Raw genomic sequence first — 14,517 nt, 5'->3', positions numbered from 1 at the left:
CCGCGCCGGTCACCGCCCCGGCCGATTCCTCCTAGTGCAGGGGAGCGGGGGAGTCCCCGGTCTCCTTCGGAGCGCGGACGAAGAACGAGGCGATGACGGCGAGCAGGAAGATCAGCGCGCCGTAGAGGAACGCGGACCGGATCCCGCCGGCCAGCGCAGCCGCCTCGCCGATGCCCTCGGAGGCGAGGGCCGTGCTCCGCAGCGTCATCACCGAGATGAACAGGGCGGTGCCGGCGGCGCCGGCCAGCTGCTGCGCGGTGCCGAACACGGCGCTCCCGTGCGAGTACAGGCGGGGCTTGACGGACCCGAGGGCCGATGTCAGGAGCGGCGTGAACATGAGCGCGAGGCCCACACTCAGCAGCACGTGCGCCACGAGGACCAGCCAGACCGGGGTGGTTTCCGTGACCTGCGTCATCGACCAGAAGACGGCGGCGACCAGGAACGCACCGGGGACGAGGAGTACGCGCGGCCCGCGCCGGTCGTAGATCCGGCCGACCACGGGGCCGAGCAGGCCCATGGCGAGTCCTCCCGGCAGGAGCAGCAGTCCGGAGACCAGCGGGTCCATGCCGAGGACGGTCTGCACGTAGATGGGGATGAGGATGATCGTCCCGAAGAGCGCCATCATGCTCACCGCGATCGCCACGATGGAGATGGTGAAGTTCCGCGAGGTGAAGACCCGGAGGTCCAGGAGGGCGGCGTCCCTCCGCTGCAGCTGGAGCTGCCGGGCCACGAAGGCGCCCAGGCCCACGAGGCCGACGACCAAGGGCGCCCATGCCGGCACCGGGCTGCCGGTCGAGGCCTCACCCAGCTGGCTGAGGCCGTAGATGATCCCGCCGAAGGCGACGGCGGAAAGGACGACGGACAGGACGTCGATCGCGGATCTCCGCGGCGTCGTCACGTTCTGCATCTTGGCCGTCCCGAAACCGAGAGCTGCGAGCGAGATCGGCAGGACGAGCCAGAACATCCAGCGCCAGTCGAGCACGCTGAGGATGGCACCGGAGATGCTGGGGCCGAGAGCAGGTGCCACGGAGATGACGATCGAGATGTTGCCCATGATCTTGCCGCGGGAGGCGGGCGGTACGAGCGTCATCACCGTGGTCATGAGCAGGGGCATCATGATCGCGGTGCCGCTGGCCTGGACCACCCGTCCGACCACCAGCACCTCGAAGCCCGGTGCCAGCGCCGCGATGAGCGTGCCGAGGCTGAACAGGCTCATGGCGGCCATGAAGACCGGGCGCGTGTTGAAGCGCTGGAGCAGGAACCCGGTCACGGGGATGACGACGGCCATGGTGAGCATGAACGCGGTGCTCAGCCACTGGCCCGCGCCCACGGTGATGCCCAGATCCTCGACGAGGCGCGGGATGGCCACGCCCATGATCGTCTCGTTGAGGATGACCACGAACGCCGAGATGAGCAGCAGCGTGATGACCAGCTTGTCGCGGGCCGGAAGGGTGTCCTGCGTGGCCGGGGAGCGGACTGCGTCGTCGGCCGGGCTGAGCGCAGCCTCCGGCGAGGGGCCGGCCATGGCGCCCGGAGGCACACCGGCACCCGGGTTCGGTGTCGCGTCGGAGACGCGGGACGGGGGACTCTGGGTCATGATGATCCGCTCGGTTCGATCTGCTCCGGCCGCGCATGAAGGAGTTCCTCGCAGGCCGGGGTTGTGTGGTCGATACGACCGGGCCCCTGGAACGCGGGTCCGGTCAATCAACTGAACCCCGGGTGCCGGAACTCTATTCCACCCTGACATCCCGCGCCGACCTCCCGCCGCGGGATCAGCCGTCACAGCCGCAGCGTGGCGGTCGGGTCCCGCGGAGCGCCGCCGCCGGGCTCCTCCACTAGCATGGGGCGGGTGCGCCGCCCGGACGCCGGTCCGAGCGGCCCATCCGTACGAGCAGGACCCCGGCTTTCCCCGACGAAGGAGTTTTCCCGTGTCCGATTCTTTCTACCGCGACCTCGGCGGCGGGACCTTCGAGTCGACGGTCCACGCGCAGGGTGCGTGGAACCCCGAGGAACAGCACATGGCCCCCATCTCCGGCCTGCTCACGCAGTGCCTGCTGGAGTGCGAGCCGCGCGAGGGCATGCAGCTGAGCCGCCTCAGCTTCGACATCCTCGGCATGATCCCGGGTGGCAAGTTCGAGGTGACCACCGCGGTCGTCCGGCCGGGGCGCACCATCGAGCTGCTGGAGGCCCGTATGGAGGCCGAGGGCCGCACGGCCATCGTGGCGAGAGCGTGGCGTCTGAGCACGCAGGACACCGGCGCCGTCGCCGCCGTCGAGGACCCGCGGATCCCCGGACCGGAGGAGGCAGGGCCCTACGACGGCATGACGGCGTGGCCCGGCGGCTTCATCCGGTCGCTCGAGGTGCGCGTCGTCCCGGGACACCGTCCGGGGCGGGGCCGGGTGTGGCTGCGCAACCCCTACGCGATGGTGGAGAGCGCAACGGCCCCCGACGTCGTGCGGCTGGTGGGCATGATGGACGCCGCCAACGGCATAGCCTCCCGTGTGGCGCCCGGGGGTGACAGCTGGATGTTCCCCAACGTGGACCTCCAGATCCACCTGCACCGCATCCCGCGGGGCGAGTGGCTGGGCCTGGACACCCGCGTCACCTTCGGTGAGCACGGTGTGGGCCTCACCTCCAGCGTGGTGCACGACGTCGACGGACCTTTCGGCCGCCTCGAGCAGATCCTCACGGTCCGGAAGCTCTGACCGGAATGCTCCGGGCCGCTCGGTCGTTGCGCCGTGCGACAGCTATCCCCAGGATGGGGCGCACCGCGCCCGGACGTCCGTGGGGTCCGAGGAGGAGGAAGCATGCCGAAAGCGATCTGGATGGACAGGGTCATCGCGGAGTCGACCGACACCGTGATGGTCGAGGGGAACCATTACTTCCCGGCGGGGTCGATCTCCCAGGAGTACTTCGTCCCGTCGGAGACCCGCACCGTCTGCCATTGGAAGGGCACGGCGAGCTACTACAGTCTCGAGGTCGACGGCCATCGGAATGCCGATGCAGCCTGGACCTACCCCGAACCGAAGGAAGCGGCGGAGAACATCCGCGATCACTACGCTTTCTGGAAGGGCGTCACGGTCAGCGACTGATCGCTGCGTCGAGGGGCGCCGTCCTTCGACGGCGCCCCTCTCCGTGCCGCCGGCACGAGCACCATCCACCGACGACGGCGTCGCACGGCGCCCGAACGAAGGAGTACCCGATGGACTACCGGAAACTCGGCAACAGCGGCACCTCGGTGTCACACCTCGCCCTCGGCACCATGACGTTCGGCGCGGAGTCCGACGAGGCGGCGTCGCACGCCATCCTCTCCGACTATGCAGCGGCCGGCGGCAATCTGATCGACACCGCGGACGTGTACACCGCCGGCACCTCCGAGCAGATCATCGGCCGGTGGCTGGCGAAGAACCCGGCGGAGCGGGACCGGATGGTCCTGGCGACCAAGGGCCGGTTCCCGATGGGCGACGACGTCAACGATCTGGGTCTGTCCCGCCGCCACCTCCGGCGGGCGCTCGAGGCATCGCTGACGCGGCTCGGCGTCGACCACGTGGACCTGTACCAGGTGCACGCGTGGGATCCGCTGACGCCGCTCGAGGAGACGCTCGGCTTCCTGGACGAAGCCGTGGTCCAGGGCAAGATCGGCTACTACGGGTTCTCCAACTACACGGGCTGGCAGCTCACGAAGGCGTACCAGATCGCCCGCCAGCGCGGCTACTCGCTGCCGGTGACGCTGCAGCCGCAGTACTCCCTGCTCGTGCGGGAGATCGAGGCGGAGATCGTCCCGGCGGTGCTCGACGCCGGCATGGGCATGCTCCCGTGGTCCCCGCTGGGCGGCGGCTGGCTGACCGGCAAGTACACCCGGGACACCGAACCGACCGGCGCCACGCGCCTCGGCGAGAACCCGAAGCGCGGCATGGAGGCCTGGGAGAAGCGCAATGCGCAGGAGCGGACCTGGCGGATCATCGACACCGTGACAGGCATCGCCGACGAGCGCGGAGCGAGCGCCTCACATGTGGCCCTGGCCTGGGTCGCGGCGCAACCCGCCGTCACGTCCGTGATCCTCGGCGCGCGGACACAGGACCAGCTCGCCGACAACCTCGCATCGGCGGGACTGGAGCTGACACCGGAGGAGCTCGGCCGTCTCGACGAGGTCAGCACCCCTACCTTCGGCGACTACCCCTACGGCACGCCCGGCATCGAGCAACGCAGCCGACGGATCGACGGCGGACGCTAGCGGCAGCCGGCGGTGTTCATCGCGCACGGCACGCAGGACGCCGTGCTGCCCGTCCACGCCACGAGCAGGCGCGTGGTCCCCGCCCTCGGGCGCTGTCCTCCGTCCGCCGTACCGGGCCGCGCCGCGGCGCCTTGGGTTCTCACCACTGCCTACGATGGAGGGATGAGCACTCCGTGGACGGGCGCAGCCGGGCTGGCACTTGTCGTCGACCCTGCGACGGATGACGCGGCCCACGATCTCGACCGGGGCATCGAGTTCCTACGCGAGGTCGGTGCCGGCACCCGTCCCGCTACGGTGCGCCTCTATCGGCCGAGCCCCACCGTCGCCTTCGGGCAGCGGGATGCCCGGCTGCCCGGCTTCCCCGACGCCGCCGACGCCTCGTCCGCGCACGGATTCGCGCCCCTCGTCCGCCGGGCCGGTGGCCGCGCCGCCGCGTATCACCGGGGGTGCCTGATCGTCGACCATGTCGAACCGGCCGCCGACGCCGTCGTGGGCACGCGTGCCCGCTTCGGCGCGTTCGGCGACTTCTTCGCGCGGGTGCTCACCGACGTGGGTCTGGATGCGCACGTGGGCGAGGTGGCGGGGGAGTACTGCCCCGGCGAGTTCACGGTGCACGGCCGGCGCGCCGGTGTGCCGGAAGTCAAGCTCGTCGGGACCGCCCAGCGCGTCGTCGCCGGGGCGTGGCTGTTCTCGTCCGTGATCGTCGTGGAGGACGCGGAGCCCCTGCGAGCCGTGCTCACCGACGTCTACGCGGCCCTGGGCCTCGTGTGGCGGCCCGCCACGGCCGGAGCGGCCCAGGACCTGGCACCCGGGGTCACGGTCGACGACGTCGAGACCGCGCTGCTGGCCGCCTACGCCGACGTCGTCCACCTCGACGTGCAGGATGCGCCGCGTCCGGTGTGAGGACGTCGACGGCGTCGCCGGGCTGCGCGTCCGCCGGGTGCTTCAGGGCCGCACACCTGCGCGCGGCCCCGAAGCGCCCGGCCCTGCTACCTCCTCCGCCTGCCGGCGTCAGTGCCCGCGCTGGATCCATTCCTCGAGGTGCGGAGCCTCGTCTCCGATCGTGGTGCTGTCGCCATGGCCGGTGCGGGCGATGGTCTCCGGAGGCAGGGTCAGCAGACGCGTGCGGATGGACTCGATGATCGTCGGGAAGTCGCTGTAGGAGCGCCCCGTCGCTCCCGGGCCGCCCTGAAAGAGCGTGTCGCCGGTGAAGACCGTGCCGGCCTCCTCGAGGTAGTAGCAGACCGAGCCGGGGGAATGGCCTGGGGTGTGCAGGGCCGTGATCGTCACGCCGGCGACGTCGATCGTGTCGCCGTCGCTGATCGACTGGTCCGGGCTCAGCGCGGGGAAGACCATGTCCCAGAGTTCGCGGTCGCCGTCGTGCAGGTGGATCGGCGCGTGGACGGCGTCGAAGAGGTCTCCGACGGCCCGGATGTGGTCGTCGTGCGCGTGCGTCAGGAGGATCGCGCGGACGGTGCGTCCGTTGATCTGCTCGAGGATGGCGCCGGCGTCGTGCGGGGCGTCGATGACCACGCACTCGTCGTCGTCGCCCACGATCCACACGTTGTTGTCCACGTCCCAGGTGCCGCCGTCGAGGGAGAAGGTGCCGGAGGTGACGAGGTGCTCCACGCGCGCCACCATCAGAGCTCCACCACCGAGCGGAGGACGGCTCCGCCGTGCATCTTCTCGAAGGCCTCCTCGACCTGGTCGAGCCGGATCCGCTCGGTGACGAAGGCGTCGAGGTCGAGGTTGCCCTGCAGGTAGTGGCTCACGAGCATGGGGAAGTCGCGGCTGGGCAGGCAGTCGCCGTACCAGGAGGACTTCAGCGAGCCGCCGCGCCCGAAGACGTCGAGCAGCGGCAGCTCGATGGTCATGTCCGGCGTGGGGACACCGACGAGCACCACGGTCCCGGCGAGGTCGCGTGCGTAGAAGGCCTGCTTGTAGGTCTCGGGGCGGCCGACGGCGTCGATCACCACGTCGGCGCCGTTGCCGCCGGTCAGGGCGCGAACGGCCTCCACCGGGTCCTCCTCCTTCGAGTTGAGGACATGGGTGGCGCCGAGGCCCTTCGCGAGCTCGAGCTTCCGGTCGTCGATGTCGACCGCGATGATCGTGGTGGCTCCGGCGAGCTTCGCACCGGCGACGGCGGCGATCCCGACACCGCCGCACCCGATCACGGCCACCGAGTCGCCCCGGGAGACGTTGCCCGTGTTGATGGCTGCACCGATACCGGCCATGACGCCGCAGCCGAGCAGGCCTACGGCCGCTGCGTCCGCTGCGGGATCCACCTTCGTGCACTGCCCGGCAGCCACGAGGGTCTTCTCGGCGAAGGCACCGATGCCGAGCGCGGGGGACAGGACGGTGCCGTCCTCGAGCGTCATCTTCTGGGTGGCGTTGTGAGTGTCGAAGCAGTACTGGGGCTCGCCGCGGCGGCACGCGCGGCACTCGCCGCAGACGGCCCGCCAGTTGAGGATCACGCGGTCACCCGGTGCGACGGTGGTGACGTCATCGCCCACCGCGCTGACCACGCCGGTGGCCTCGTGACCGAGGAGGAACGGGAACTCGTCATTGATGCCGCCCTGCTTGTAGTGCAGGTCGGTGTGGCAGACGCCGCAGGTGAGGATGTCGACCAGCGCCTCCCCGGGTCCCGGATCCGGCACCAGGATGGTCTCGATGGCGGCGGGGGCATCCTTCGCCCGCACCACGACGCCCTGAACTCTGTGCACCATGTTCTCGCTGTCCTTCCGCTGGGAGCGGTGGCCCCAGCTCAGGGGCACACCGCTTCCAGCATATGGGGGACGCGCCGGGTGCGGGGAAGGTGTTCGCGCGGGGTGGGTGCTGGGCGGGTGGGTGCTAGGCGGCGAGCCTGGTCCTCACGTCCGCGAGGGAGGGGTTGGTCGCCGTGGTGCCGTCCGGGAAGATCACGGTGGGCACCGTCTGGTTGCCGCCGTTGAGGGAGGCCACGAGTTCGGCCGTCCCCTCGACCTCCTCGATGTTCACCTCGTTGTAGCCGATGCCCTGGGCGTCGAGCTGGGACTTCAGGCGACGGCAGTATCCGCACCACGAGGTGGAGAACATGGTGATGGATCCGGCTTCTGGCGTGTACTCCACGGTGCTCCTTCGGTCCGGGCGCGGGTCTGCTGCGCCCTGTGTCGGTAGGCGGGGCGCTCGATGCGCCCGCATCCTCGTCAACGCGGATCGGCGTCGCGCCATTCCTCGCGCTGCATCCCGTCACGCCACGCCCGCGCTGCCCGTCCGGCGTCATACCGACGGCGTCCTCAGCGGCGTGCTTGTTGGTCGGCTCTTCGACCACCCGATACGATCAGCACGGCGGTCCCGGCCCTCACCGGCGCCCGCCGCGCCCGTTCGGGCATCTATTTCCCAGCATCAAGGAGACTCCCCGTGTCAGCGCCGCAGCCCATCAAACTCATCGTCGACGGCGAAGAGAAGCAGGCGAGCACGGGCACCACCGGCACGGAGCTGTTCGGCGAGCGGCGCGACGTCGTCGTCATGCGCGTGGACGGCGAGTTGAAGGACCTCGACCAGCAACTGCCCGACGGCGCGTCCGTGGAGGGCGTCACGCTGGAGGATCCTGCAGGTCTCGAGGTGCTGCGCCATTCCGCCGCGCACGTCATGGCGCAGGCCGTGCAGCAGCTGCGCCCGGGCGCGAAGCTCGGTATCGGCCCGTACATCACCGACGGTTTCTACTTCGACTTCGACGTCGAGGAGCCCTTCACGCCGGACGAGCTCAAGCAGCTCGAGAAGATGATGCTGAAGATCGTCAACGCCAACCAGCGCTTCGTACGCCGCGTCGTCTCCGAGGACGAGGCGCGCGAGGCGATGCAGGACGAGCCGTACAAGCTCGAGCTGATCGGCCTCAAGGGCGGGGCGACGGACGACGACGGTGCGTCCGTGGAGGTCGGCGCCGGCGAGCTGACCATCTACGACAACGTGGACCGGAAGTCAGGCGACGTCGTGTGGAAGGACCTCTGCCGTGGTCCGCACCTGCCGAACACCAAGCTCATCTCCAACGCCTACGCGCTGACGCGCTCAGCGGCGGCCTACTGGCGCGGCAGCGAGAAGAACAAGCAGCTGCAGCGCATCTATGGCACCGCCTGGCCCACCAAGGACGCCCTGAAGGCGTACCAGGAGCGCCTGGCCGAGGCCGAGCGCCGTGACCACCGCCGCCTCGGCACGGAGCTGGACCTGTTCTCGTTCCCCGACGAGCTGGGCTCCGGCCTGCCGGTGTTCCATCCCAAGGGCGGGATCATCCGCAAGGCGATGGAGGACTACTCCCGGCAGCGCCACACCGACGCCGGCTACGAGTTCGTCTACACGCCGCACATCACCAAGGGGCACCTCTACGAGGTCTCCGGCCACCTCGACTGGTACCGCGACGGCATGTTCCCGGCGATGCACGTCGACGAGGAGCTCAACGAGGACGGCTCGGTGCGCAAGCCCGGGCAGGACTACTACCTCAAGCCCATGAACTGCCCCATGCACAACCTGATCTTCCGGTCCCGCGGGCGCTCCTACCGCGAGCTGCCGCTGCGCCTGTTCGAATTCGGGTCCGTGTACCGGTACGAGAAGTCCGGTGTGGTCCATGGCCTCACGCGCGTCCGGGGGATGACCCAGGACGACGCCCACATCTACTGCACCCGCGAGCAGATGAAGGACGAGCTCACGGGGACGCTGAACTTCGTCCTCGGGCTCCTCAAGGACTACGGCCTCGAGGACTTCTACCTGGAACTCTCCACCCGCAACCCGGAGAAGTCCGTCGGCTCGGACGACATCTGGGAGGAGGCCACGCGCACCCTCGCCGAGGTCGCCGAGGCCTCCGGCCTGGAGCTCGTCCCGGATCCCGGGGGAGCCGCGTTCTACGGACCGAAGATCTCCGTGCAGGCCCGTGACGCCATCGGGCGCACCTGGCAGATGTCCACCATCCAGCTGGACTTCAACCTGCCCGAGCGTTTCGAGCTCGAATACCAGGCGGCCGACGGGTCGCGCCAGCGTCCTGTGATGATCCACCGTGCGCTCTTCGGGTCGATCGAGCGTTTCATGGGCGTGCTGACCGAGCACTACGCCGGGGCGTTCCCGGCCTGGCTCGCGCCGGTGCAGGTGCTCGCGATCCCCGTCGCGGAGGCGTTCAACGACTACATGTTCGACGTCGTCGACAGGCTGAAGGCCGAGGGCATCCGCGCGCAGGTCGACGCCGGGTCCGACCGCTTCCCCAAGAAGATCCGGACGGCGAGCAAGGAGAAGGTCCCGTTCGTCCTCATCGCCGGTGGCGAGGACCAGGAGGCCGGTGCCGTCTCCTTCCGCTTCCGTGACGGCAGTCAGGACAACCAGGTCCCCGTGGACGAGGCCGTCCGCCGGATCGTGGAGGCGGTCCGGACCAGGGAGGCCACACTCTGATGGAAGGCGGGGGGAGCCTGGAGGAGGGCACGACGGCGGCATATCCGGGAGACGCGACGGTGACGGACGGATTCGAGCTCGCGGGCGTGCCCGACGCCTTCCAGCGCCTGTGGACCCCCCACCGCCTCGCGTACATCAAGGGAGGGCAGGAGCAGGTGACGTCCGAGGCGTCCTGCCCGTTCTGCCACGCGCCGCAGCTGAGCGACGAGGAGTCCCTGATCGTCCACCGCGGCACGTACGCCTTCGTGCTGCTCAACCTGTTCCCGTACAACGCCGGTCACCTCCTCGTCTGCCCCTACCGGCACGTCCCCGACTACACGGATATCGACGAGGCGGAGACGGCCGAGGTCGCGGCCCTCACCCAGACCGCGATGCGCGTGCTGCGGCGCGTGTCCAATCCGTCGGGCTTCAACCTCGGCATGAACCAGGGCGTCACGGGCGGTGCCGGCATCGCCGCCCACCTCCACCAGCACGTGGTGCCCCGCTGGGGCGGGGACGGCAACTTCCTGCCGATCATCGCCCAGACCAAAGCCATCACGCAGACGCTCGGTGAGGTCCGTGAGCAGGTAGCGGCGGCCTGGCCCTCGGCCGGGGACGTCCCGGAATCGGTGGCCTGATGCTCAACAGGTACGCACGGGGCTTCTTCACCAGACTGTTCACGCCACTGGCCCGCTTGCTGCTGCGATGGGGCGTGACACCCGACGCCGTCACGATCGTGGGCACCGTCGGCGTGGCCGGCGGCGCGCTCGTCTTCTACCCGCTCGGCCAGCTGTTCTGGGGCACGGTCTTCATCACGCTCTTCGTGTTCTCCGACGTGCTCGACGGCATCATGGCGCGCACGAGGGGTCACAGCGGCCCCTGGGGCAACTTCCTGGACTCGACGCTGGACCGCTTCGCCGACGGTGCGCTCTTCGCCGGCGTCGCGATCTGGTTCTTCACCGGCGGACGGAATCCGGCCATCGCGATCGCCGCCCTGGCCTGCCTCGTGCTCGGAATGATCGTTTCCTACGTGCGTGCCAAGGCCGAATCGCTGGGCTTCACGGCGAACGTCGGCCTCGCCGAGCGGGCCGAGCGTCTCGTCTCCGTCCTCGTGGTCACGGGACTGACGGGCCTGGGCCTGCCCGAGGGTGTCCTGCTGGCGGTCCTTGTCATCCTCGCCGCAGCGAGCCTGGTCACGGTGTTCCAGAGGGTGAGGGCCGTCCGGCGTCAGTCGCTGGACACCGGGCCGACGTCGTCGAACCCCCTGGGAGCGTCGGGGCCGGGGGCGCGCGGCGCGTCCACCGACGCATCCGCCGAATAGCTGCCGAAGAGCCGCCGGGAAGGTCTTCCGCCGATCGGGCGTGCCGACATCCGGGTTGCCGCGTCCGGTGCGGAAGGCGCTCACGCCGGAGGGGATGCCGGCAGGCCACACCGGCCCTCGAGGGCTCAGGTCAGGAGGCGGAGGCGAAAGCCGGGGAGCGGGCGCCTGCGAGCGCTGTCGCACCATCACGCAGGGGAGACAGTGCGGTGCCGAGGGCCGAGAGGTACTCGGCCCGTCGCTTGGGTGAGATCCGGGAAACGGGCGCCGACGGGGTTGCGGAGGCATCGGAGTAGTGGGTCGCGAGTCCGTCGTGCAGCAGGCGCAGTGCCTCGGACTTCTGCTGCGAAACCGCGGAGTGGGTGGTGCCGAGTTCTGCGGCGACCTCGGTGACGGACCTGCCCTCGAAGAAGACCTGCTCGATGATGTGGCGCATCCGCTCCGGCAGGTGCGTCACAGCAGCGCGCAGGTGTCGTACCTGCTCGCCGGCGAGCAGGGATGCTTCGGGAAGCTGATCGAGCGCGGGAACGATGTCGAGCACGGTCTCGTCGAGGGTCTGCACGGAGCGCGCGGCGTCGTCGAGCGCCGCGTGGACCTCCTGCCGGCTCACGCCGAGGGTCATGGCCAGCTCCTCGACGGTCGGCGTCCGGCCTAGCGAGGCCGCCAGGGCGTCCTGCGCCGCGACGGTGTCGCCGATCCGCCGTCGGACGGACCGCGGGGCCCAGTCGTTGGACCGCATCTCGTCGGCGAACGCTCCCGTGATCCGACGGCGCGCGTAGGCGCCGAAGGGCACCCCGAGCGTGGGATCGAACGAGTCCGCCGAGGTGATGAGGGCGATGGCTCCCACCGATGCGAGATCGTCCCGTGAGAGATGCGTGGCGCGGGCGCAGAGGCTCGAGACGAGATACCCGACGAGTGGCAGGTTGTCGACGATGAGTTCTTCGCGGTTGCGTGAGTGCATGAGCAAGCTCCCCAGCTGCTTGATGCCAATACGCCCTCGCGCAGACCCCGAGTAGGTCCGCACGAGAGGCTGATGTCATTCGTGAAGCTATCAGCGGCCATCGGCCGGTTGACGGCGCTGAGTCAATCCTGCTCAAAGGCTGAGGTTGAGGAGCTTACGGGTGGACGTCACGGGTCCGGGGTGAGGGAAGCCGCGGGACGATGATCTCCCGTCCGGGACCGAGCCATGGGAGGAGGTCGGCCCGGACGGTTCCGGGGCCGACGGCGCTCGCCTGCAGCCCGAACCCCGTCCCGCACGGCGGACCGATGAACCGGACCGGCCCGGTCCGTCTAACCAGCAGCGAACGACGACTGCGGGAAGGACACTGATGACACACGGGAATGAATGGCTGCCCGCCGATCTGCACATCGTCTCCGAGTGGGACCTGAGTCTGCTGCAGCGTGCTGCGGTGCCGCCCTGCATGCCGGCCGGACGTGCCGGACCTGCCGGATCTGTGGGACGGGTGCGGCCTTCACCCTGGTCGGGGGGCCTGGACAGGGTGCTGGACGAGCTCGACCGACGGGACGTGGTCCCGCCCCGGGACGTGACCACGCGCCGGTGAGAGCCCAGTCGCCGTCGCAGGGGCGCTGCGCACGGTCGGATCGGGGGTGAGCGACCGCGAAGCGTGACGGCCGGTGACGGTACCCGGCCGGCGATCGGGGGAGTGATGCCCAGGGCCGTATCATGAAGGGTCAGCTTTTATCTACCTTTAGGGGCAAATCGTGTCCACCGTTGAAGACCGTTCGGCAACCACAGCTCAGACCGGCGGCAACCGGGTCAAGCGCGGGATGGCCGAGATGCTCAAGGGCGGCGTCATCATGGATGTCGTCACCGCCGAGCAGGCACGCATCGCCGAGGACGCCGGTGCGGTAGCCGTGATGGCGCTCGAACGGGTTCCTGCCGACATCCGCGCCCAGGGCGGCGTCTCGCGCATGAGCGACCCCGACATGATCGACAGCATCATCGAGGCCGTGTCCATCCCGGTCATGGCGAAGGCGCGCATCGGCCACTTCGTGGAGGCGCAGGTCCTGCAGTCCCTCGGCGTCGACTACATCGACGAGTCCGAGGTGCTCACGCCCGCGGACTTCACCAACCACATCGACAAGTGGAAGTTCACCATCCCCTTCGTCTGCGGCGCCACCAACCTCGGAGAGGCCCTGCGCCGCATCAACGAGGGCGCCGCGATGATCCGCTCGAAGGGTGAAGCGGGCACCGGCGACGTGTCGAACGCCACGATGCACATGCGCAAGATCCGCTCGGAGATCAACCGGCTGTCCTCGATGGCCGAGGACGAACTCTACGTGGCCGCCAAGGAACTCCAGGCGCCGTACGAGCTCGTCAAGGAGGTGGCCTCCGCGGGCCGCCTGCCCGTGGTCCTCTTCACCGCGGGCGGCATCGCCACTCCGGCGGACGCCGCCATGATGATGCAGCTCGGCGCGGACGGCGTGTTCGTGGGCTCGGGCATCTTCAAGTCCGGCAACCCCGCGGAGCGTGCGAACGCGATCGTCCAGGCGACCACGTTCCACGACGACCCGGACACGATCGCCAAGGTGTCGCGCGGTCTGGGCGAGGCCATGGTCGGTATCAACGTCGAGGAGATCCCCCAGCCCCACCGCCTGGCAGAGCGCGGCTGGTAGCAGAGCCCGGCACGAGCTCGGCGGGTAGTACCGGAGCAGGATCTCCCATCGGGAGCGGCGAGGACCGTAGCCGTATCGGCTGCGGTCCTCTCCGCATCGGGGCCCTCCCGCGCTACCTGCGGAAGGGGACAGCGACGTCGCACACCTCGGCCTCGGGGTGGGCGTCGTCGAACGGGGCGAAATAGATCTCACGCGGGGGGAGCGAGGGCGTGAGGCCCTCGCGGGACAGCCATGCGTACACCTCGTCATAGGCCGTGAGGATCTGCGGATACACCACTTCGGCCTGCGTGATACGGACGTAGGCCAGTTCTCCGGCCGGCTCGACGAGCACGTTCGTCTCGCCGGAGACGTCGGTCGGCAGCACCCCGCCGCGTACCGGGATCGCGTTCTCCACGACACCGTCCGTGTCGTCGTTGACGGGGCTCCGGTAGATGGTCGTCAGCGGTCCTGCCCAGCCACCGAGTCCCTCGGCCACCGGTGCGAGCCGGTTGCACGACAGGCGGATGAAGTCCGGGATCTCGTCCGGCCGCACCCGCCTCCTCTCCGTCACGTAGGTCATGGAATCGCATTCCCTCGTCCTCACATCCATCTGCTTCTCCTTCCCCTCGATGAATTGCGACATCACGTACGCGGCCAGATGCCGCTGCGCGAGTCGGGTCGCCTCGACGCTGGTCCAGTACGCGGCGAGCAGGTCGGCGCGCCGGCTCGGGTCCTGCGCCAGGACGGCGGCGATCGTGCCCAGCGGCATGTCGAGCCCGCGTAGCAGGATGATCAGGCGCGCGTCGGCTACCTGGTGGTCTCCGTAGTACCTGTAGCCGTTGCGCGGATCGACCCGTGCGGGTGGGAGCAGGCCGCTCTCGGCGTACAGGCGCAGCGCCTTGCTGCTCAGTCGCGTCCGGCGGCTGAAGGCCCCACTGCTCATGAGCGGCACCGGTAC

15 protein-coding genes are annotated in these 14,517 nt (G+C 69.6%); 9 read left to right on the top strand and 6 right to left on the bottom strand.

Annotated features, from left to right (window positions below; all coding sequences use genetic code 11):
• Window positions 1–31: 31 nt before the first annotated feature.
• The gene (locus CI785_RS02170) at window positions 32–1,525 is read right to left on the bottom strand and encodes an MDR family MFS transporter (protein WP_105030583.1); all 1,494 of its coding nucleotides are present in this window, start codon (window positions 1,523–1,525) and stop codon (window positions 32–34) included.
• A gap of 403 nt (window positions 1,526–1,928) precedes the next feature.
• On the opposite strand from CI785_RS02170, the gene CI785_RS02165 reads away from it, so the two are divergent.
• The 4 genes from CI785_RS02165 to CI785_RS02150 all read left to right on the top strand — a co-directional run bounded on the left by CI785_RS02165 (window position 1,929) and on the right by CI785_RS02150 (window position 5,137).
• Window positions 1,929–2,705 (top strand): thioesterase family protein, encoded by a 777-nt coding sequence (locus CI785_RS02165; protein WP_105030460.1) that lies wholly within the window; start codon window positions 1,929–1,931, stop codon window positions 2,703–2,705.
• A 102-nt stretch (window positions 2,706–2,807) separates the two neighbouring features.
• Window positions 2,808–3,092: a DUF427 domain-containing protein gene (locus CI785_RS02160; protein ID WP_105030459.1), complete on the top strand. Its 285-nt coding sequence runs from the start codon at window positions 2,808–2,810 to the stop codon at window positions 3,090–3,092.
• Between the two features lie 110 nt (window positions 3,093–3,202).
• Complete coding sequence (locus CI785_RS02155) at window positions 3,203–4,234, top strand: aldo/keto reductase (RefSeq protein WP_105030458.1); 1,032 nt, start codon at window positions 3,203–3,205, stop codon at window positions 4,232–4,234.
• Window positions 4,235–4,396: 162 nt separating this feature from the next.
• On the top strand, window positions 4,397–5,137 hold the full coding sequence (locus tag CI785_RS02150) for a lipoate--protein ligase family protein (RefSeq protein ID WP_240614953.1): 741 nt from the start codon (window positions 4,397–4,399) through the stop codon (window positions 5,135–5,137).
• Between the two features lie 108 nt (window positions 5,138–5,245).
• Here the strand turns inward: CI785_RS02150 and CI785_RS02145 are convergent, their stop codons facing one another.
• From CI785_RS02145 to CI785_RS02135, 3 genes are all read right to left on the bottom strand, one after another.
• A complete protein-coding gene (locus CI785_RS02145) occupies window positions 5,246–5,875 on the bottom strand; it encodes an MBL fold metallo-hydrolase (protein ID WP_105030457.1) in 630 nt (209 codons plus the stop codon).
• On the bottom strand, window positions 5,875–6,960 hold the full coding sequence (locus CI785_RS02140) for an S-(hydroxymethyl)mycothiol dehydrogenase (protein ID WP_105030581.1): 1,086 nt from the start codon (window positions 6,958–6,960) through the stop codon (window positions 5,875–5,877). Before CI785_RS02140 ends, CI785_RS02145 begins: the two co-directional genes overlap by 1 nt.
• Window positions 6,961–7,084: 124 nt before the next feature.
• Complete coding sequence (locus tag CI785_RS02135; protein ID WP_105030456.1) at window positions 7,085–7,342, bottom strand: mycoredoxin; 258 nt, start codon at window positions 7,340–7,342, stop codon at window positions 7,085–7,087.
• Between the two features lie 291 nt (window positions 7,343–7,633).
• Between CI785_RS02135 and thrS the strand changes: the two genes are divergently transcribed.
• From thrS to pgsA, 3 genes are read left to right on the top strand one after another with little or no spacing between them, the layout of a single operon-like run.
• Window positions 7,634–9,646: a threonine--tRNA ligase gene (gene thrS, locus CI785_RS02130; protein ID WP_105030455.1), complete on the top strand. Its 2,013-nt coding sequence runs from the start codon at window positions 7,634–7,636 to the stop codon at window positions 9,644–9,646.
• Entirely contained in the window at window positions 9,646–10,263 is a 618-nt protein-coding gene (locus CI785_RS02125; protein WP_420808204.1) for an HIT family protein, read from the top strand. The genes thrS and CI785_RS02125 overlap by 1 nt, the downstream gene beginning before the upstream one ends.
• Window positions 10,263–10,946 carry a phosphatidylinositol phosphate synthase gene (gene pgsA, locus CI785_RS02120; protein ID WP_105030454.1) on the top strand — a complete coding sequence of 228 codons (684 nt, stop codon included), beginning with the start codon at window positions 10,263–10,265 and terminating at the stop codon, window positions 10,944–10,946. Before CI785_RS02125 ends, pgsA begins: the two co-directional genes overlap by 1 nt.
• A 130-nt stretch (window positions 10,947–11,076) precedes the next feature.
• On the opposite strand, the gene CI785_RS02115 is transcribed toward pgsA, so the two are convergent.
• Window positions 11,077–11,904, bottom strand: a complete 828-nt coding sequence (locus CI785_RS02115; RefSeq protein WP_105030453.1) for a sigma-70 family RNA polymerase sigma factor — start codon at window positions 11,902–11,904, stop codon at window positions 11,077–11,079.
• Window positions 11,905–12,271: 367 nt separating this feature from the next.
• Between CI785_RS02115 and CI785_RS02110 the strand changes: the two genes are divergently transcribed.
• Together CI785_RS02110 and pdxS are read left to right on the top strand one after the other, a co-directional pair.
• Entirely contained in the window at window positions 12,272–12,505 is a 234-nt protein-coding gene (locus CI785_RS02110; RefSeq protein ID WP_105030452.1) for a hypothetical protein, read from the top strand.
• 160 nt (window positions 12,506–12,665) lie between these two features.
• Window positions 12,666–13,580 (top strand): pyridoxal 5'-phosphate synthase lyase subunit PdxS, encoded by a 915-nt coding sequence (pdxS, locus tag CI785_RS02105; RefSeq protein WP_105030451.1) that lies wholly within the window; start codon window positions 12,666–12,668, stop codon window positions 13,578–13,580.
• 112 nt (window positions 13,581–13,692) lie between these two features.
• Here pdxS and CI785_RS02100 read toward each other — a convergent pair whose 3' ends face one another.
• Window positions 13,693–14,502, bottom strand: coding sequence for a MerR family transcriptional regulator (locus tag CI785_RS02100; protein WP_157940127.1), 810 nt, complete (start codon window positions 14,500–14,502; stop codon window positions 13,693–13,695).
• Window positions 14,503–14,517 lie beyond the last annotated feature (15 nt).

Origin of the sequence: Arthrobacter ruber, from assembly GCF_002954225.1 — a bacterium.
Taxonomy (GTDB): Bacteria; Actinomycetota; Actinomycetes; order Actinomycetales; family Micrococcaceae; genus Arthrobacter_D; species Arthrobacter_D ruber.
The sequence above is the reverse complement of the archived record's forward strand: the minus strand, read 5'-3'. Positions and strand labels throughout refer to the sequence as shown.